We start from the raw sequence: 18,722 nt of genomic DNA, 5'->3' as shown, positions 1-18,722 counted from the left end.
CCTTGACGAATTGTTGAATAGGCCGCGCGTCGCCGTTAGGCTTGCGGAAGCGAAAAAGCAAACAGGGTAGATACATGCGCATACTCGTTGTCGAGGACGATCAGAACCTCAATCGCCAGCTCACCGACACGCTCAAGGAGGCGGGCTATGTGGTGGACCAGGCCTTCGACGGCGAGGAAGGCCACTATCTCGGCGAATGCGAGCCTTATGACGCCGTGATCCTCGACATCGGGCTGCCGAACATGGACGGCGTGACCGTGCTTGAGAAATGGCGCGAGGCCGGCCGCAACATGCCGGTGCTCATCCTGACCGCGCGGGACCGCTGGAGCGACAAGGTCGCGGGCATCGACGCCGGCGCCGACGACTATGTGACCAAGCCTTTCCACATGGAAGAAGTGCAGGCGAGGCTTCGTGCGCTGATCCGTCGTGCCGCGGGCCATGCGAGCTCGGAACTGTCCTGCGGACCCGTCCGGCTCGACACGAAGAGCTCGAAGGTCACCGTCGACGGCAAGACACTGAAGCTGACGAGCCATGAATTCCGGCTGCTCTCCTACCTGATGCACCATATGGGGCAGGTCGTCTCGCGCACCGAACTTGTCGAGCACATGTACGACCAGGATTTCGACCGCGATTCCAATACGATCGAGGTATTTGTCGGGCGCCTGCGCAAGAAGATGGGTGTCGACCTGATCGAGACCGTGCGCGGTCTCGGCTATCGTATGCAGCCGCCTGCGGGCGAGGATGCCAAGGCCGGCGCATAATGGACAGGGCGGCGAGGCTCTCGGCTCTCAGGACCGGCATTGCGGGCCTTCCCGGCCACGTCCGCGCCTATCTGCCGATCCTGCGCCAGCGGCTCCACTCGCTCACCGTCCGCGTCCTGCTCTACACCACGCTCTGGGCGGTGATTGGGCTCGTGATCATCGGCGTGGTGATCTCGAATCTCTACAAGCAGGGTGCCGAGCGCAATCTCCAGGATCTGCTGCGCACCCAGCTCTATTCCGTCGTCAATTCAATCTCGATCAATCCCCAGGACAAGTCGCTGCAGGGCGATCCGCCGATGAACGACCTTGCCTTCCAGCAACCGGCCAGCGGCTGGTATTGGCAGGCCATCCCGCTCGGCGACTACAAGACGGACAAGCGCGAATCCGACAACATGGCGGGCATCGACGTGGCGACGCCGCCGAATACCGAGATTCCGTTCAATGCTCGCTTCGAGCGATATTACGCAGCACGCGATTCCGCCGGCAATGACGTGCGGGTATCGGAAGCTGAAATCAGCGTCGAGGAGGACACTGGCGACGACGTGAGCGATCTCACACAGGATGCCACCGAGGCTGTCTATCGCAGCGTCCGCTTTCGCATGATCGGCAACCACGCCGTGATCGATGAGGACGTTGCGCAGTTCAATCGCAGCCTGTTCTTTGCGCTTGCCCTTTTCGGGGCAGGGTCGCTCGCGCTCAATGCGCTGGTCATTCTGCTCGGGCTGCGACCGCTCGACGGCGTGCGCCGATCGCTGTCCGACATCCGCGACGGGCGCGCCGAGCGGCTCGAGGGCGAACTGCCGATGGAAATCCAGCCGCTCGCCAACGAGGTCAATGCGCTGATCGACAGCAACCGGCGCGTGATGGAGCGCGCGCGCATGCAGGTTGGCAATCTCGCGCATTCGCTCAAGACGCCGATCGCGGTGCTGCTCAACGATGCCGACCAGATGCAGGTGCCGCATCGCGATCTGGTTAAATCGCAGGCCGAGATCATGCGCGGGCAGGTACAATCCTATCTCAACCGGGCGCGGATCGCCGCGCAGCGCGACAGCATCCTGGCCCGCACTGAGGCCGAGCCGGTACTGGAACGGCTGGCGCGGGTGATGCGCAAGCTCAATCCTGACACCACGTTCGAACTCTCGGTGAAGCCGCAGGGTCTTCGACTCGCGATGGAGGCGCAGGATGTCGAAGAGACGATCGGCAATCTCGTCGAGAACGCCGCCCGCTTTGCCAAGAAGAAGATCGTGATTTCGGCTGCACCCGCCCCGAGTGGTGTCGTCGGCGACGACCCCATGCGCAAGGGGTGGGCGCGCATCGTCATCGACGACGATGGTCCGGGGCTCGATCCCGACCAGATCAAGGAAGCGATGAAACGTGGGCGACGGCTCGACGAGAGCAAGCCCGGCACGGGCCTCGGCCTCTCGATCGTGTCTGAGATCGTGTCCGAATATAAGGGCGTCCTGGAACTCTCCCGTGCGCCTTCCGGCGGACTGCGCGCCGAGTTGGTGCTTCCTGCCATCGGCCGCGAGAATTGAGCGTCGACGCCACCGCGAATCGCCTATAGCTGGCTTGTGCGACCGCCTTATTGCTGCCATCACGGATGCGCATTTGGGGTGGCCGCGGAGGTGCTTCGCGACACGAACGGGGGCAAGCAACACAGCATGGCGATCGGATTTCTCGCATATTCCAAGACGACGGCACGTTTTGGAATCGCTCTTTGCGTGATTTCGCTGCTGTCGGCCTGCGCGACGTCATCCGGATCCGACCGGCTCGACGAAACCGGCGAGCAGATCGCCGAGACGACCGCTGCGCAGAACGAGCCGGAAACCTCCGCCTATTACATCCAGGCACTCAATGGCGGGCTGGTGTCGCGCATCGGCGGCGTGAAGCTCTCGGGCTCCGACAAGGCGCGCGCGCTCGAAGCCGAATACAAGGTGCTGGAAGCGGCGCCGAGCGGCCAGACCGTGTCGTGGGAAGGTTCGGGCGATCTCAAGGGTGAGGTCATGGCGGCGGTGCCCTATCAGGTCGGCTCGCAGAATTGCCGCCAATACACCCATTCCGTCTTACTCAAGGACGGCACCGCGCCGCTCGTGGCGCGCGGCGCCGCCTGCCGCAACAAGAACGGCTCCTGGACGCCGCTCTGATTTCCACGCTTCGGACGGTGCTTAAAGCCGGCTCGCCCCGCGACGAGCCGACCCTGGCCCATGGCGCACCTACGCCGCCAGGCAGGAATAGCTGATCTGTTCAACATGGCGGCAATCGGTGCCGCAGCATCCGCCGAGAATGGTCAGCTGTTCCTGCCGGCCGCGGAGCCCGCGGTAGCGCCTGCCGAAGTCGACCGGGTCACCGGAATCGAGATCTGGAGCCGAATCGAGCTCCGCATGGCTGCGGGTAGACGCATTGCCGCGGATCCCGCGAATGCGTTTGACCCAGGGCTCATCGGTTTCCAGGACATGTGCGAAGTGTGTCGGATGGGCGCAGTTGATCATGTAATAGGCCGGATAGGCGTCGGTGGCGTTGTCAGCATCAAGGATCGCGTCGCGCAGGCTCGTACCATCCGGCAGCAGGCCGTCTGTCTCGAGGGTGAAAGAGAGCGCGACCGGTAGGTCTGCCGACTTTGCGGCAAGCGCGACCCCGATGGCTTCCCCGACATAGTTGAGCGTAAACGCCGTCGCCATGTCGGCGCCGGCATCGGCGAAGCTCTTGATCTGCGGCAGGTGATAGGTGCGCGCCTCGTCAGCGGTCATGATTGCGGTGGCGACATAGCCATCGCCGCGCGGGCCGATTGCGCCGCTGACGACCATCGGCGTTTCCGGGGTTTCGTAACGATCGCGCAATTGGATCAGTTGCTCCACGCTGCGGCGGTTGACCTCGTCGAGTCGCACCCCGGTATAGTCGAGCTTGGCGGCCCAATCGGGATTGGCGCGCCAGGTCGCGGTGTCGAGCATGAAGCCGGTTCTGGCCCTGAGGGCGATATCGACGTAGCTTTCGTAGTAAGACTCCAACTGGCGCCGGCCTTCCTTGGTGTCGATCAGCGGAAAAGATGCAAAATAAGGAAGGTCTAGGCCATCCTGGAAGATGAGAGTCGTTTCGAGGCCGCCATCGGTGAGGAAGATGCGATCGGCGAGCTGAGGCAGGGACTTGCGATATTTCGACATGGTTACGTTCCTGAAGTCTTATGAACATCGAGCCGGTAGGCCATGAGAAGATGATGCCTGTACCGAATGCTTCAGAATAGTGCGCGTTTGGAACAGCTTTGAAGCGAACGAAACGCGAATGGTTACAGGCAAGTCGCAGCAGAAATACCAATTTCTTCAACTATACGCGCGAAGCTGCGATTTCGAAAACGGTCCTTGGGGAAGAATTTTCAGGGCGGGAATCTCGCGCACCGCTCCCGGGTTTTGACTGGAAATTGCGGCTTATCGCCTCAAAATCACGTTATGTTTGATCGGGGTCATTGGAAAGATGCATCCTTTGGCATAGTGGATCGCATCATGTTCTGGATATCAGCCATTGCCATCGCGCTTGTTGCGGCGCTGCTCGTCTGTCTTCCGCTCTTCGTCCGCCGGGCGAAGAGCGTCGAGGACGATGAGCCGAACGATGCAGAGGTCTATCGCGACCAGCTTTCCGAGGTCGAGCGGGACGAGAAGTCGGGGCTGATCGAGGGCGAGGCGGCCGCACAGGCCCGCGCTGAGATCGCCCGTCGCCTGATTGCTGCCACCCGTGCCGAGCCGCGCCAGGGGCGGTCGTCGGGGATCGCCTCCATGCTGGCAGTCGTCGCCTTTCTCTGTCTCGTGCTTCCGGCGGGCGGGCTCGCGCTCTATGCCCGGATGGGGCTGCCCGATGCGCCGGACTTTCCGCTCCAGGCGCGCTTTGCCAGCGCCAATCCCGACGGCAATATCCTGATCCGCAAGGCCGAGCTTCGTCTCGAAGAGCATCCGGACGATGGCCGTGGCTGGGAAGTGCTGGCGCCGATCTATCTGAGCAGTGGCCGGGTCGCGGACTCCGTCAATGCCTGGCGCAATGCCATCAAGGTCCTCGGCGCGGATGCGCGCCGCTATGGCGGCCTTGCCGAGGCGCTCGTCGTGATGAACCAGGGTCGCGTGACGCCCGAGACGCGCGAAGCTTTCGGCAAGGTGCTGGAACTCGTGCCCGACGATCCCAGGGCGCGCTTCTACCTCGCTCTCGCCGATGGCCAGGACGGCAAATTCGACGAGGCCGTGAGCAAGCTTCAGGCACTCAAGAAATCCTCACCCACCGATGCGCCCTGGATCGCGGTAACCGACGATCAGATCGCGCGCTTCAACGCCGAGAAGGAACAGCAGGCCAAGGCACCGGGCAATCCGACCCAGGACGACGTCGCGGCCGCCGCCGAACTCTCGGATACCGACCGGATGGCGATGATCCAGACCATGGTCGAGAGCCTCGACAGCCGGCTGAAGGACGATCCCAACAATATCGAGGGCTGGAAGCGGCTGGTTCGCTCCTATGCCATGCTGCAACAACCTGACAAGGCCGCCGAGGCGCTCCGCCGCGGGCTTGCGGCCTTTCCCGCCGACACCGAAAATGGCAAAGCATTGGTTGCGCTCGCCCGCGAAGTCGGCGTGAGCGAGGAGGGCAAGACCGAATGACCCGCAAGCAGAAGCGACTGGCACTGATCGCCGGGGGCGTGAGCTTCATCTGCGCCGCCGTCATACTGGTGATGTTCGCCTTCAGCCAGTCGGTGGCCTATTTCTATGTGCCGTCCGATCTCGCGGCTGCCAAGTTGCCGCCGGAGACGCGCGTGCGGCTCGGTGGGCTTGTCAAGGAAGGCTCGTGGAAGCGCGGCCAGGGCATGGTCGAGAGCTTCGAGGTGACCGATACGATCGCCACGGTCGCCGTGAGCTATAAAGGCATCCTGCCCGATCTCTTCCGCGAAGGGCAGGGCGTGGTGGCGGAAGGCAAACTCGAAGGCAATCCGCCGGTTTTCCATGCCGACAGCGTCCTTGCCAAGCATGACGAGACCTACATGCCCAAGGACGTCGCCGACCGGCTGAAGGACAAGGGCGTGTCGCTGGGCGGCAAGGAGGTCATCAAGTGATCGTCGAGCTCGGGCACTTTGCGCTGGCCTTGGCGCTGATGGCGGCGCTGATGCAGTCGACGCTGCCGGTGATCGGTGCTCTCCGCCGCGATGGGCGACTGATGGCGCTCTCAGGCAGCACGGCGCTTGTGACCTTCATGCTCGTGTCGCTCTCCTATGCGGCATTGACCTGGGCTTATGTGACGTCGGATTTCTCGGTGCTGAACGTCTGGGAGAATTCCCATTCGAAGATGCCCGACCTCTACAAATTCACCGGCGTCTGGGGCAATCATGAAGGCTCGATGATGCTCTGGCTGCTCATCCTGACCTTCTTCTCGGCGTTGGTCGCGGTCTTCGGCAATAATCTGCCCGCATCGCTGAAGGCCAATGTGCTGGCGGTGCAGGGCTGGATCGCCACTGCTTTCCTGCTGTTCGTTCTGCTCACCTCCAATCCTTTTACCCGGGTGTTCGGCCTGCCCGGCATGAACCCGCCGCCGGCCGAAGGACAGGACCTCAACCCGGTGCTGCAGGATATCGGGCTGGCAGTGCATCCGCCGATGCTCTATCTCGGCTATGTCGGCTTCTCGGTCTGCTTCTCCTTTGCGGTCGCTGCCCTGATCGATGGCCGCATCGATGCCGCCTGGGCGCGTTGGGTGCGGCCCTGGACGCTGCTCGCCTGGACCTTCCTCACTGCCGGCATCGCCATGGGATCCTATTGGGCCTATTACGAGCTCGGCTGGGGTGGCTGGTGGTTCTGGGATCCGGTCGAGAACGCCTCCTTCATGCCCTGGCTCGCGGGCACGGCGCTGCTGCATTCAGCGCTTGTCATGGAGAAGCGCGATGCATTGAAGATCTGGACGGTGCTGCTGGCGATTCTCGCTTTCTCGCTGTCGCTCCTTGGTACCTTCCTCGTGCGCTCCGGTGTGCTGACCTCGGTCCATTCCTTTGCGTCCGATCCGTCGCGTGGCCTGTTCATTCTCTGCATCCTGGCGCTCTTCATCGGCGGTGCCTTTTTCCTTTTCGCCCTCCGCGCCGGATCGCTGACGGCAGGGGGGCTATTCCAGCCGGTGTCGCGTGAAGGTGCGCTGGTCTTCAACAACCTGATCCTCGTCGTTGCGACGGGCGCGGTGCTGACTGGCACGCTCTATCCGATGCTGCTCGAAGCGCTGACCGGCGACAAAATCTCCGTGGGCGCGCCTTTCTTCAACATCGCCTTTGGTTGGCTGATGGTGCCGTTGATCATTGCCTTGCCGCTCGGGCCGTTGCTGGCCTGGAAGCGCGGTGATCTGGCAGCCGTGTCGCGCCGGTTGCGGATGGTGCTGGTGCTTGCGATTGCGCTTGGCGTTGTCGTCTGGATGGCGCGCGGCGACGGCCCAGTGCTCGCGATTCTTGGTGTTGCGGGTGGTGCCTGGTTGATGCTGGGCGCGCTCGTCGACCTCTCGGGTCGGGCCGGCTTCGGCAAGGTCGCGACTGCGATCGCCTTCCGTCGCCTTGCGGGCTTGCCGCGCTCGGCCTTCGGCACTGCGCTTGCGCATTTCGGACTTGGAGTCACCGTTCTCGGCGTGGTGCTCGTCACATCGGGGGAAACCGAGCACGTGCTGGAAATGGCGCCGGGACAGACGATGGAATCGGGCGGCTACACGTTGCGCTTCGACCGCGAAGCTGCGCGTGAGGGACCGAACTACTCCGAAGAGGTGGCGCATTTCACGGTGCTCGTTGGCGGCAATGTCGTGGCCGAGACCGATAGCGCCAAGCGCGTCTATCCCGCACGGCAGATGCCGACGACGGAAGCCGGCATCCTCTCCTTCGGCGCCTCGCAGCTCTATGTCTCGATCGGCGACAAGACCGAGGACGGCAAGCTCGTCGTCCGCGTCTGGTGGAAGCCGTGGATCCTCTGCATCTGGGGCGGGGCGCTGATGATGATGGCCGGCGGCTTCGTCTCGCTTTCCGATCGACGCCTGCGAGTCGGCGCGCCGTCGCGGCGTGCCAAGCCAGCCGCGGCCATGGGAGCCGCGGAATGAAGCGGTCCGCCCTTGCCCTGTTGCTGCTTGTCGTGCTGTTCAGGCCAGCCTTCGCCGTCAACCCGGACGAGGTGCTGGCTGACCCGGGACTGGAAGCCAGGGCGAGAACCATCTCGGCGGAACTGCGCTGCATGGTCTGCCAGAATCAGTCGATCGATGATTCCAATGCCGAACTCGCGAAGGACCTCCGCGTCCTCGTCCGCGAGCGAATCACGGCCGGCGACAGCGACAGCCAAGTGATGGACTACATCGTCTCGCGTTACGGCGATTTCGTGCTGCTCAAGCCGCGGCTGGGTGTGAACACGGTCCTGCTTTGGGGGATGCCTGTCTTCCTGCTGCTGGTCGGCGGGGCGGTGATTGTCCGACAAATCTCGCGTCGGCGGCGGCTCGCGTCGGTCGAGCCCCTGTCCGCCGACGAGCAGCGGGCGCTCGACGAGATCCTTCGGAAAGTCGACAATTCCTGACGGACAGCTTTCGTTTCCGACCGTCCCACATTACCAAATTTTCATGTTCCGGAAATGTTGTCGCAAGGTGGCGGCCACTACATCTCTTTCCATCATCAGGTTTCAACGGACTTCTCGGTCCGTACCAAGTGAAGGAAAATACGACATGATCAGCAGGATTGCTTCCGTCTCTTCGCTCCTCAAGGCAGGCACCATTGCCGGCGCCGCCGTTGCCGTCACCATCACCGGCATGCCGGCGATCCAGAAGGCTTTCGCCGAGCCCGTGAAGATCCAGGCTCAGGCCGTCCCAGGCTTCGCCGACGTGGTCGCCGCCGTGACCCCGGCCGTCGTCTCCGTCCGTGTTCAGTCTCGCGCCAACCCGGTCAATGACGACATGACCTTCAATTTCGGCGGTCCGGAAAATTTCAACCAGCTTCCTGACGATCATCCGCTGAAGCGCTTCTTCCGTGAATTCGGCGAAGGTGACCAGTTCGGCAACCAGGTTCCGGGCCAGCGCCGCTCCGACCGTTGGCCTGACCACCGCGATGACAAGCCGCGTCTGCGCCCGACCTCGCAGGGTTCCGGCTTCTTCATCTCCGAAGACGGCTTCCTGGTCACCAACAACCACGTGATCGATGGCGGCACCGCCTTTACAGTCGTAATGAACGACGGTACCGAACTCGACGCCAAGCTGATCGGCCGCGATCCGCGCACCGATCTCGCCGTTCTGAAGGTCAGCGACAAGCGCAAGTTCACCTATGTCTCCTTCGCAGACGACAAGAAGGTCCGCGTCGGTGACTGGGTCGTTGCCGTCGGCAACCCCTTCGGCCTCGGCGGCACGGTGACGGCAGGTATCGTGTCGGCACTCGGCCGTGATATCGGCGCCGGCCCCTATGACGACTTCCTGCAGGTCGATGCGGCCGTCAACCGCGGCAATTCCGGTGGCCCGACCTTCAACCTTGCTGGCGAAGTTGTCGGCATCAACACCGCGATCTTCTCCCCTTCGGGTGGCAATGTCGGTATCGCGTTTGCCATCCCGGCATCGGTCGCCAAGGATGTCGTCTCCAAGCTGATGGCCGATGGCGAGATCGCCCGCGGCTGGCTCGGCATCAAGATCGAGCCGGTCACCTCTGATGTCGCCGAAGCGATCGGCCTCTCCGAGGCTGCTGGCGCACTGGTCAACGGCCAGCAAAACCAGGACTCGCCGGGCTACAAGGCCGGCCTGAAGGATGGCGATGTCGTGACCGCTGTCGATGGCGATCCGATCAAGGGCCCGAAGGAACTGGCGCGGAAGATCGGCGCGATGGAGCCCGGCAAGGTCGTTGATCTCGCCGTCTGGCGCGACGGCAAGTCGGTCAGCGTCAAGGTGACGCTCGGCAAGCTCGAAGAAGAGACCCGTGTCGCTTCGGCTGATCCCAATGACCAGGGTGGCTCGAATGGCGCCGACTCCGAACAGGCGCCCGTCGAACAGTCGCTGGACAAGCTCGGACTGCGCGTGATGCCCGCTGAAGATGGCAAGGGCGTGCAGATCGTCGATGTCGATCCTGGCTCCGACGCTGCCGACAAGGGCGTGAAGGCCGGTGAGAAAATCACCTCGGTCAACAACCAGGACGTCAAGACCGCCGCTGACATCCAGAAGGTCATCGACGACGCCAAGAAGGACGGCCGCAAGAAGGCGCTGTTCCAGATCGAAGACAAGAACGGCAACCGCTTCGTTGCCCTCGGCCTCGGCTGATATCAACCCGCTTTAACGAGCTGACGTTCCATACCCTTCCCCGCACGTGGGGAAGGGCTTCCGAACGGATTGGTTTTGGCTATGCTCCAGTCCATGAAGATTCTCATCATCGAAGACGATCTGGATGCCGCGAGCTATCTTGTGAAGGCCTTCCGCGAGGCAGGCCACATGACGGAGCATGCGAGCGATGGCGAAAGCGGCCTCTTCATGGCCAGCGAGAACGCCTATGACACATTGATCGTCGACCGCATGCTGCCCAAGCGTGACGGCTTGTCTGTTATCACCGAATTGCGCAAGCGCGGCGTCAACACGCCGGTACTGATCCTCTCGGCACTCGGCCAGGTGGATGACCGCGTGACTGGCCTGCGCGCCGGCGGCGATGACTATCTCCCCAAGCCCTATTCCTTCACCGAACTTCTCGCCCGCGTCGAAGTGCTCGGCCGCCGCCGCGGTTCGCCCGAGCAGGACATGGTCTACCGCGTCGGCGATCTCGAGCTCGACCGGCTCTCCCACAATGTCCGCCGCAACGGCAAGGAGATCCTGCTCCAGCCGCGTGAATACCGCCTGCTCGAATATCTCATGAAAAATGCCGGGCAGGTCGTGACCCGCACCATGCTGCTCGAAAATGTCTGGGATTATCACTTCGATCCGCAGACCAATGTCATCGACGTTCATGTCTCGCGGCTCAGGTCGAAGATCGAGAAGGACTTCGAGAGACCCTTGCTCAGGACAGTGCGCGGCGCCGGATACATGATCAAGGACGATGCTTGATGGCCGAGTGGCTTGCGGGCGCCAGTCCTGGCCGTTTCCGGATGCTCTACAAGAATACGGCCGTCCGGCTCTCCGCGCTCTATCTCATCCTCTTCGCCGTCGGCGCTGCGGCACTCGTCTTTTATGTGACCTCGATTTCAGAAAGCCAGCTCCAGCGCCGCATGAAGGCCTCCGTGGAGGAGGAAGTCGGCATCCTCGACGAAATTTTTTCCCGCGGCGGCATTCAGGGGCTTCTTTCGGTGCTCGAGCGGCAATCGCACCAGCCGGGCGCCAATCTCTACGTCATTGCCGGTCCCAATGGCGAGTTGCTGGCCGGCAATGTCGCCAAGCTTCAGCCCGGCGTGATCGACCAGGAGGGCTGGACCAATCGCCCATTCCTCTATGATCGCTTCGGCGATCGTTCGGGCGGCGAGAAGCATATGGCCGTCGCCCATGTCTTCTACCTCGAAAACGGCATGCGCATCCTTGTCGGCCGTGATCTCGGCGAGCCGGAGAATGCCCGACTTCTGGTGCGGCAGGCGCTGATGCTGGCGCTCGGTATCATGGGCGTCGGCGCGCTGATCATCTGGTTTGCGATCGGCCGCAGCGCATTGCAGCGCATCGACCGCATGTCGGGTGCGGCCCGGAACATCATGGCCGGCGATCTCTCGCAGAGGCTGCCGGTCAATGGTTCGGGCGACGAATTCGATCGGCTCTCCGTCTCCCTCAACGCCATGCTGGCACGCATGGAAAGGCTCGACGAGGGACTTAGGCAGGTCTCCGACAATATCGCACATGACCTCAAGACACCGCTGACGCGGCTGCGCAACAAGGCGGAGTCGGCACTGTCAGGCGATGGCGGCCAGCATGCGGCAGCACTGGAAGAGGTGATCGGCGAAAGCGACCAGCTGATCCGCACATTCAACGCGCTCTTGATGATCTCGCGCGTTGAAGCAGGCTCGGCGGTGGCCGAGATGTCCGACATCGATCTCGGCGCGGTGGCCGGTGAAGTGGCGGAGCTTTACGAGCCGCTCGCCGAGGACGAGGGCCTCGGCATCACCCGCGCTCTTGCTTCGGGCTGCGTCGTGCGCGGCAATCGCGAGCTGATCGGCCAGGCAATCTCCAACCTGATCGACAATGCGATCAAGTATGGCAGCGGCGGCGAGCCGGCCGAGATCAATGTGACCGTCAACCGTCGCGACGGCGCCTTCGTTCTTGCCGTGTCGGACCACGGCCATGGCATTCCCGTGGACAAATATGAAGATGTGACCAAGCGCTTCGTCCGTCTCGACGAGAGCCGATCGAAGCCAGGCACGGGTCTTGGCCTGGCGCTTGCCGTTGCCGTCATGGAACTGCATGGCGGACGTATCGCTTTTTCCGCGACGAAACCTGACCGCGAGACGAATCGTGGATTGACCGTCGAAATGGTGTTCCCCGAGCCGAAGCCCGTGTAGAACGGGCGGCAGGAGGAAGACGCGTGAATGAAGTCGCAAGTGGCCGGCTGGCCGGTATTACGCCCAGGTCACTGAAGCCCTTCAGCCAGCAGGAGCTGAAATCCGTTCTGTCCGATCTGAAGGACTGGGCGAAGGCCGAGCCGCGGATTGCAGCGCTCAACGAGGCCGGTGGGCCGCTCAAGGATTTTGTCGTTGCGGCCTTCACGCTCTCGCCCTATCTGCGCGACACCGCGCGGCTGATGCCGTCGCTCCTTGCCTCCGCGCTGGAGGAAGACTTCCGCACGCTACTGCTGCAGATCATCGGTGAGGCGCGCGCCTGCTGGCAGGGTGCAAACGAGGCCGAGGTGATGTCGATGCTGCGCCGTGCCAAGCGCAAGACGTCTTTCCTCATCGCGCTGGCTGATCTTGCAGGCCTCTTCGACGGTGCTGAGGCCACTAGCTGGCTGACCCGCGTGGCCGAAGCCTCGATCGCCGCAGCCTTCGATCACCTGATGCTGGCAGCGCATGACGGCGGCAAGCTGACGCTGCCTGATCCGGCGCGGCCTTGCGAAGGAACCGGACTGGTCGTGCTGGGCATGGGCAAGCTGGGCGGCCGCGAGCTCAACTATTCCTCGGACATCGACATCGTCGTCTTCTTCGATCCCGATACCGGCATCCTCGCCGATCCGGATGATGCGACCGAGATCTATGCCCGCATGCTCAGGCGACTGATCCGCGTCCTGCAGGACCGTACCGGCGATGGCTATGTCTTCCGCACCGATCTTCGCTTGCGGCCCGACCCCGGCTCGACGCCGCTGGCAATGCCCGTGGACGCGGCGATGCTCTACTACGAAGGCAGGGGGCAGAACTGGGAGCGCGCGGCCTTCATCAAGGCCCGGCCGGTGGGGGGCGACATCGCCGCCGGCGAGCAGTTCCTCAAGGGTTTGGTCCCCTTCGTCTTTCGCAAGTATCTCGACTATGCGGCGATATCGGATATCCATTCGATCAAGCGGCAGATCCACGCCCATCGCGGCCATGACGAGATCGCGGTGAAGGGTCACAACATCAAGCTCGGCCGCGGCGGTATCCGCGAGATCGAGTTCTTCGCCCAGACCCAGCAGTTGATTGCCGGCGGCCGCATGCCGACCCTCAGAGCCAAGCGGACGGAGGATGCGCTGGCGGCGCTCGAAGACGCCAGGTGGATCGACTATGTTACGCGGTCGCAGCTCACCGATGCCTACTGGTATCTCCGCGCCGTCGAACACCGCATCCAGATGGTTCATGACGAGCAATCGCACAGCCTGCCGACGACGGAAGCCGAGCTCAGGCGCATCGCCTTCATGATGGGCGAGGAGAGTGCCGCCGACTTCTCGAATGCACTGGTTAAGGTGCTCCGAACGGTCGAGAAGCGCTATGCCCAGCTCTTCGAGCAAGAAGCGAAGCTTTCGACCGAGACGGGTAATCTGGTCTTCACCGGCCGGGGCGACGATCCTGAAACGCTGGAGACGCTGAGGAAGCTCGGCTTCCAGCGGCCCGAGGCAGTGTCGTCGACGATCCGCACCTGGCACTATGGCCGCTACCGGGCGACGCAATCGGTCGAGGCGCGCGAGCGACTGACCGAGTTGATGCCGGATCTGTTGCGCACCTTCGGCGAAACCACTCATGCCGACGAGGCATTCCTGCGCTTCGACCAGTTCATCTCCGGCCTGCCGGCGGGCATCCAGCTGTTCTCTCTGCTCTCCTCCAATCCATCGCTGCTTTCTTTGATTGCGACCATCATGTCGTCGGCACCAAAGCTTGCAGGCATCATCGCCGCCAAGCCGCATGTCTTTGACGGCATGCTTGACCCGGCGCTGATCTCGGAACTGCCGACGCGTGACTATCTCCAGACACGGTTGTCGCAGTTCCTGTCCGGGTCGACCCATTTCGAGGAGATACTGGACCGGCTGCGCATTTTTACGTTCGAGCACAAATTCCTGATCGGAATCCGGCTGCTGACCGGAGGCATTCCAGGCCACGCCGCCGCGGCGGCATTCACGCATCTGGCGGACCTCGTGATCGGCGAGGCACTGGCGGCGGTCGTGCGGGAGCTTGAAGCGGTGCATGGCACCTATCCCGGTGGGCGGGTTGCGGTGATGGGTCTCGGCAAGCTCGGCAGCGCCGAATTGACGGCCGGATCGGATATCGACGTCATTCTCCTCTACGATTACGACGATGAGGCGATGGAGTCGGTCGGGCCGAAGCCGATCGACGCAAACCGCTATTTCGCCCGCCTCACCCAGCGCCTGATCGCGGCGCTTTCGGCGCCGACGGCGCAGGGTGTGCTCTACGAAGTCGACATGCGGTTGCGCCCATCAGGCAACAAGGGACCGGTGGCGACCCGGCTGCGCACGTTCGAAAAGTATCAGCTCGAAGAAGCCTGGACCTGGGAACATATGGCACTGACCCGGGCGCGCTTCGTTGCCGGCGATGAAAGCCTCATCGACGAGGCCGAGCGGATCATCGAAACCGTCCTAGCGCGCAAGCCAGATGTGAAAAAGATTGCCGCCGATGTGGCCGAGATGCGGGCGCTGATCGACAAAGAAAAGCCGCCGCGCGACATCTGGGATGTCAAGCTGATCCCTGGCGGGCTGGTCGATATCGAATTCATTGCGCAATATCTTGCGCTGATCGCGCCAGCGGACTCCGTCGGACTCAAGGATCGCGCTCCCGGCACCGAAGCAACGCTCCGCCGCCTGGGTCCGCACTATCTCGCGCCCGCCGATCTCGACGAACTGGTGGATTCGCTCCGGCTCTATTCGGATATTGCGCAGGCCGTTCGGCTCTGCATCGACGGGCCGTTCGAGCCGAAAACGGCGCCCGAGGGGCTTAAGGATTTCCTCTGCCGAATCACGGAGCTGCCGGATCTCAAGGTGCTGGAAGGCGAGCTGAAGCGCAGTTCGGATGCGGTGCGGGCGGTGTTTCGCAGCGTGGTTCGCTGATCAGATCATCCGAAACGAGAAATCGGAATCGTCGATCGCCGTTCCCGGCTTCACTTGTGCAACGAGGACAACCTCTGTCTCCCGACCCCATGAATGATCTTCATAATGGATGACGAAGATCGACCCGGTCGACAGTTCGTAAAAGGCCCAGTCGTCGAACGCCAGATCCGGGTCGCTGTTGGTGAAATCGTCCGGGTCGAACTCGCGGCCATGGTTGTAGGAGACATAGGAATTGAGCGAGTCGCCGACGCCCAGATATCCGTCGCCATAACCGCGTACGGGCAGGGGCGATTCATAGTTCGTCTCGTGAAGCAGGTTCACCTGGCTGACGTCCAGGGTGATGAGAATCTTGTCGACGCCGGACTGAAAGTCGGTGATTTCCGTATACTGATAGGTGTCGGAGAGTTGAAAGTGGAAATAGTCGCGGGCCTCGCCACCGGAAACCACATTGTGGCCCGTACCAGCATGAATGAAATCCGTGCCTTTGCCACCCTGGATGGTGTCGGCGCCGTCAGCGGTATAGACGAAGTCGTCACCCTTTCTGAGGTCGATATTCGCATCGCCCGAAGCGACCACAATCGTCTCCCAGCCCTTGGCGCTGTTGGAGCCGAGGATCTCCTTCTGGGCGGTCGTCGTCGCGAAGTTGTAGATGAACTCCTCGACATTCTTGACGGCAACCTTGTCTTTGAATGAATCGACTTCAGAGACACCTTTCGGTGCTGTCAACTCGACCAGCATGATATCGTGCGTACCGCCACCGCCGTCCACCGTCATCGAACCGGCGCTGCTCGCGCGCGAGAAACCGCCAATGATGACAACGCCGCCATCGTCGGTGCCGGTGTCCGAATTCGTCTTGAGACTGAACGAAAATCCGGTGATCATATCGTCACCCTCACCGGCAAGGATCGTGTCGACACCGCCGGCCCTTGCAATCAGGTCGTTGCCGCCAAGCGCAGCGATCGTATCGCTCGACGACGTGCCGATGAGCGTATCCCGAAGGTTGGAGCCTTTCATTTTCATTGCGAATCTCCTCGCATCACCGGCGGTCGACGCGTCGTCTGCGCATCAACACAATCCTTGGAGGAGATTCGTTAAGACCAGCTAAATCCGCACACCGATGATCGTGCCGCGGCCTTCCTTGGAGCGGATTTTCATCGCGCCGCCGTGAAGCTGGGTGAGGGAGCGGGAAATAGCGAGACCTAGGCCGGAGCCGCCCTGGCTCTTGGCGTACTGGCTCTGGACCTGCTCGAAGGGCTGGCCGATCTTCTGCATCGCGGCCTTAGGAATGCCGATGCCGGTATCGGCGATGACGACGGAGATGGAGCCGGCCGTCTTCTGCGCCCGCACGATGACCCGGCCGCCCGTGTTGGTGAACTTCACGGCGTTGGAGAGCAGATTGAGCAGGATCTGCTTCATGGCGCGGCGGTCGGCCATCAGTTCCAGGCCCGGCGCGATCTCCTGCTCGACGGTGATGTTCTTACTGTCGGCCATGACGGAAATGTAGCGCAGGCTTTCCTCGATCAGCACGGCGAGATCGGTCGGCTCAGGCTTGATCTGGATATGTCCCGCCTCGATCTTCGACATGTCGAGAATGTCGCTGATGACGTTGAGCAGGTGCTGGCCGCTCTCGTGGATGTCGCTGGAATATTCGTGATACTTGTCGTTGCCTAGCGGGCCGAACATCTGGCTGCGCAGGATGTCGGAGAAGCCAAGAATGGCGTTGAGCGGCGTCCTGAGTTCATGCGACATATTGGCGAGGAATTCGGACTTCGCACGGTTCGCACCTTCGGCGCGCTGCTTTTCGGCGAGATAGGCTTCGTTGGCGGTCGAAAGCTCGGCTTTCTGTCGCTCGAGCTTGACGCGGGACGCTGAGAGATCACCGATGGTGGCCATGAGCCGGCGTTCGGATTCGCGCAGGCGCTCCTGGTGGCGCTTGAGCGGCGTGATGTCGGTGCCAACAGAGACGAGGCCGCCATCGCGCGTGCGGCGCTCGTTGATCTGCAGCCAGCGACCGTCGGCCAACTGGACCTCCGACGTCTGCGACTGGCAGTTTTCCGGATCGGGATCGGCCAGACGGCGCTCGATGACGGGGCGGCAGGCCGCAGCCATCAGCGTCGGGCGCTCGATGCCGGTCACCAGCACGCCGTCGGGCAAGCCATAGGCCTGCTGAAAATGCGCGTTGCACATCACGAGGCGGTCATATTTGTCCCAGAGCACGAAGGCTTCGGAGGTCGACTCGATCGCATCAGCGAGGCGCTGGTCGGCCTCGGCATAGCGCTGGGCGAGCTTGGTCTGCTCGGTCACGTCCATGGCGATGCCGATCAGATGCACGCGGCCGGAATTGGAGCGGATGATCTGGGCACGGGCGCGAAGCCAGACATAGTGACCGGCTGCATGGCGGACGCGAAAAATCTGGTCGACATTCTTGAGTTCGCCCTTTGCGATGCCCCGAGCCAGCGAATAGATCGAGCCATCGGCGGGATGCATCAACCGCGCCATGTCGCCGAAAGAGAGCACGCCATTGTGCGGCTTCATGCCCAGCATTTCGTACATGGAGCGCGACCAGAACAGCCGGCCGTCCTGCATGTCGTAGTCCCAGAGACCACAGCGGCCGCGCGACAGCGCCGTTTCGACGCGCAGGTTGGATTCGACGAAAACCTCATCGGCATCGCGGGCGCGCTTGGCCTGGGTGTAGTAGGCATAAAGCAGGACCAACACGATGGCCGAGAGGCCCGCGAAGAGTGTCACATTGAGGGCGATCTCGTCGCGCAGATGTCCTGAGACCGCATCGAGCGGAGTTGCCGCCACAACATAGCCGGCGCGATCGGGCAACGGCATGAAGGCAGCGAGATGGTCGCGACCGTCGAAGGTCATTTTGATGGGGCCGACCTGCTGGGGTTCGTCATTAAAGAGTTCCGGTGCCAGGACCTGCAGGTAGCGGCCCTTGAGGAAGAGCGCGTCGCCGGTGCCCGCGGTCACATAGCCCTTGCGGTCGGCGAGAAGCGCATAGGCGCGCAGCAAGCCTGGTCCGGGGGTCGCCATACCTGCTATCAGCGTCTGTGCCTCCGCGGCATTCGAGCGGCGGGCGAGTTCAGGCTGGCCGGCAAGGCGGGTCGAGATGAGGGAGGCGGTGTAGAATGCCTCGCGGCCCGCCATCTCTTCCATGCGCATCACTTCGCCATAGATGCCGACGATGCGGGCTGTCGCGATGACGAGCAGGAAGGCGACGATCAGGATGGGGATGGAGCGCTTGAGTGCGGGCTCTGCCTTGGCGATGTCTGCCGGGTTGGGGGACGTGAGCTGGCGCCACACTCGACCGAACATCGGATGTGCCTGCCGTAGCCGAAATGCTGCACGCTTGAGCCAGCCGCCGGCCACGCTTCCCCGATGCGCTTCCGCCATAAGTCCCGCCTTGATTCTCTTGCAGATCCGGCCGCCGCTCGCCCGAATCATCCATAATGAATCACTGGCCGGGGACCTTGTCCACCCGTGCGAAGTAACGGATTTTTAACCCATTCTTTTGACTCGACGATTTTTTC

Annotated in this window: 14 protein-coding genes; 11 read left to right on the top strand and 3 right to left on the bottom strand. The window is 62.5% G+C overall.

The genetic code is table 11. The features are described 5' to 3' along the window. Positions 1 to 74 precede the first annotated feature (74 nt). From AC2YI2_RS20145 to AC2YI2_RS20135, 3 genes are all read left to right on the top strand, one after another. The gene (locus AC2YI2_RS20145; protein WP_487388274.1) at positions 75 to 761 is read left to right on the top strand and encodes a response regulator transcription factor; all 687 of its coding nucleotides are present in this window, start codon (positions 75 to 77) and stop codon (positions 759 to 761) included. After that, positions 761 to 2,296 carry a sensor histidine kinase gene (locus tag AC2YI2_RS20140; RefSeq protein ID WP_487388273.1) on the top strand — a complete coding sequence of 512 codons (1,536 nt, stop codon included), beginning with the start codon at positions 761 to 763 and terminating at the stop codon, positions 2,294 to 2,296. Before AC2YI2_RS20145 ends, AC2YI2_RS20140 begins: the two co-directional genes overlap by 1 nt. A 126-nt stretch (positions 2,297 to 2,422) precedes the next feature. Then, the gene (locus AC2YI2_RS20135; protein ID WP_487388272.1) at positions 2,423 to 2,905 is read left to right on the top strand and encodes an RT0821/Lpp0805 family surface protein; all 483 of its coding nucleotides are present in this window, start codon (positions 2,423 to 2,425) and stop codon (positions 2,903 to 2,905) included. A gap of 69 nt (positions 2,906 to 2,974) precedes the next feature. On the opposite strand, the gene AC2YI2_RS20130 is transcribed toward AC2YI2_RS20135, so the two are convergent. After that, entirely contained in the window at positions 2,975 to 3,919 is a 945-nt protein-coding gene (locus AC2YI2_RS20130) for a homocysteine S-methyltransferase family protein (protein WP_487388271.1), read from the bottom strand. Positions 3,920 to 4,255: 336 nt separating this feature from the next. On the opposite strand from AC2YI2_RS20130, the gene ccmI reads away from it, so the two are divergent. The 8 genes from ccmI to AC2YI2_RS20090 all read left to right on the top strand — a co-directional run bounded on the left by ccmI (position 4,256) and on the right by AC2YI2_RS20090 (position 15,183). Further along, positions 4,256 to 5,392, top strand: coding sequence for a c-type cytochrome biogenesis protein CcmI (ccmI, locus tag AC2YI2_RS20125; RefSeq protein WP_487388270.1), 1,137 nt, complete (start codon positions 4,256 to 4,258; stop codon positions 5,390 to 5,392). Beyond that, positions 5,389 to 5,841 carry a cytochrome c maturation protein CcmE gene (gene ccmE / locus AC2YI2_RS20120; protein ID WP_487388269.1) on the top strand — a complete coding sequence of 151 codons (453 nt, stop codon included), beginning with the start codon at positions 5,389 to 5,391 and terminating at the stop codon, positions 5,839 to 5,841. The genes ccmI and ccmE overlap by 4 nt, the downstream gene beginning before the upstream one ends. Continuing rightward, positions 5,838 to 7,841 (top strand): heme lyase CcmF/NrfE family subunit, encoded by a 2,004-nt coding sequence (locus AC2YI2_RS20115; RefSeq protein WP_487388268.1) that lies wholly within the window; start codon positions 5,838 to 5,840, stop codon positions 7,839 to 7,841. The genes ccmE and AC2YI2_RS20115 overlap by 4 nt, the downstream gene beginning before the upstream one ends. Beyond that, the gene (locus AC2YI2_RS20110) at positions 7,838 to 8,305 is read left to right on the top strand and encodes a cytochrome c-type biogenesis protein (protein ID WP_487388267.1); all 468 of its coding nucleotides are present in this window, start codon (positions 7,838 to 7,840) and stop codon (positions 8,303 to 8,305) included. Before AC2YI2_RS20115 ends, AC2YI2_RS20110 begins: the two co-directional genes overlap by 4 nt. A gap of 145 nt (positions 8,306 to 8,450) precedes the next feature. Beyond that, a complete protein-coding gene (locus tag AC2YI2_RS20105) occupies positions 8,451 to 10,019 on the top strand; it encodes a Do family serine endopeptidase (RefSeq protein ID WP_487388266.1) in 1,569 nt (522 codons plus the stop codon). Between the two features lie 81 nt (positions 10,020 to 10,100). After that, on the top strand, positions 10,101 to 10,790 hold the full coding sequence (locus tag AC2YI2_RS20100) for a response regulator transcription factor (RefSeq protein WP_487388265.1): 690 nt from the start codon (positions 10,101 to 10,103) through the stop codon (positions 10,788 to 10,790). Further along, positions 10,790 to 12,223, top strand: a complete 1,434-nt coding sequence (locus AC2YI2_RS20095) for a sensor histidine kinase (RefSeq protein ID WP_487388264.1) — start codon at positions 10,790 to 10,792, stop codon at positions 12,221 to 12,223. The genes AC2YI2_RS20100 and AC2YI2_RS20095 overlap by 1 nt, the downstream gene beginning before the upstream one ends. A 23-nt stretch (positions 12,224 to 12,246) precedes the next feature. After that, complete coding sequence (locus tag AC2YI2_RS20090; protein WP_487388263.1) at positions 12,247 to 15,183, top strand: bifunctional [glutamine synthetase] adenylyltransferase/[glutamine synthetase]-adenylyl-L-tyrosine phosphorylase; 2,937 nt, start codon at positions 12,247 to 12,249, stop codon at positions 15,181 to 15,183. Here AC2YI2_RS20090 and AC2YI2_RS20085 read toward each other — a convergent pair whose 3' ends face one another. Both AC2YI2_RS20085 and AC2YI2_RS20080 read right to left on the bottom strand, forming a co-directional pair. Next, the gene (locus AC2YI2_RS20085) at positions 15,184 to 16,203 is read right to left on the bottom strand and encodes a hypothetical protein (RefSeq protein ID WP_487388262.1); all 1,020 of its coding nucleotides are present in this window, start codon (positions 16,201 to 16,203) and stop codon (positions 15,184 to 15,186) included. 81 nt (positions 16,204 to 16,284) lie between these two features. Next, the gene (locus AC2YI2_RS20080; RefSeq protein ID WP_487388261.1) at positions 16,285 to 18,585 is read right to left on the bottom strand and encodes a PAS domain-containing sensor histidine kinase; all 2,301 of its coding nucleotides are present in this window, start codon (positions 18,583 to 18,585) and stop codon (positions 16,285 to 16,287) included. Positions 18,586 to 18,722 lie beyond the last annotated feature (137 nt).

The organism is Rhizobium sp. SRI_017, from assembly GCF_057586295.1.
The sequence above is the reverse complement of the archived record's forward strand: the minus strand, read 5'-3'. Positions and strand labels throughout refer to the sequence as shown.

What these genes read in the sequence shown, in the direction of transcription:
- AC2YI2_RS20145 (WP_487388274.1), top strand. Translation starts at nt 75, where the DNA reads ATGCGCATACTCGTTGTCGAGGACGATCAGAACCTCAATCGCCAGCTC.
- AC2YI2_RS20100 (WP_487388265.1), top strand. Translation starts at nt 10,101, where the DNA reads ATGCTCCAGTCCATGAAGATTCTCATCATCGAAGACGATCTGGATGCC.
- AC2YI2_RS20105 (WP_487388266.1), top strand. Translation starts at nt 8,451, where the DNA reads ATGATCAGCAGGATTGCTTCCGTCTCTTCGCTCCTCAAGGCAGGCACC.
- AC2YI2_RS20110 (WP_487388267.1), top strand. Translation starts at nt 7,838, where the DNA reads ATGAAGCGGTCCGCCCTTGCCCTGTTGCTGCTTGTCGTGCTGTTCAGG.
- ccmI (WP_487388270.1), top strand. Translation starts at nt 4,256, where the DNA reads ATGTTCTGGATATCAGCCATTGCCATCGCGCTTGTTGCGGCGCTGCTC.
- AC2YI2_RS20130 (WP_487388271.1), bottom strand. Translation starts at nt 3,919, where the DNA reads ATGTCGAAATATCGCAAGTCCCTGCCTCAGCTCGCCGATCGCATCTTC.
- AC2YI2_RS20135 (WP_487388272.1), top strand. Translation starts at nt 2,423, where the DNA reads ATGGCGATCGGATTTCTCGCATATTCCAAGACGACGGCACGTTTTGGA.
- AC2YI2_RS20095 (WP_487388264.1), top strand. Translation starts at nt 10,790, where the DNA reads ATGGCCGAGTGGCTTGCGGGCGCCAGTCCTGGCCGTTTCCGGATGCTC.
- AC2YI2_RS20140 (WP_487388273.1), top strand. Translation starts at nt 761, where the DNA reads ATGGACAGGGCGGCGAGGCTCTCGGCTCTCAGGACCGGCATTGCGGGC.
- AC2YI2_RS20085 (WP_487388262.1), bottom strand. Translation starts at nt 16,203, where the DNA reads ATGAAAATGAAAGGCTCCAACCTTCGGGATACGCTCATCGGCACGTCG.
- AC2YI2_RS20080 (WP_487388261.1), bottom strand. Translation starts at nt 18,585, where the DNA reads ATGGCGGAAGCGCATCGGGGAAGCGTGGCCGGCGGCTGGCTCAAGCGT.
- ccmE (WP_487388269.1), top strand. Translation starts at nt 5,389, where the DNA reads ATGACCCGCAAGCAGAAGCGACTGGCACTGATCGCCGGGGGCGTGAGC.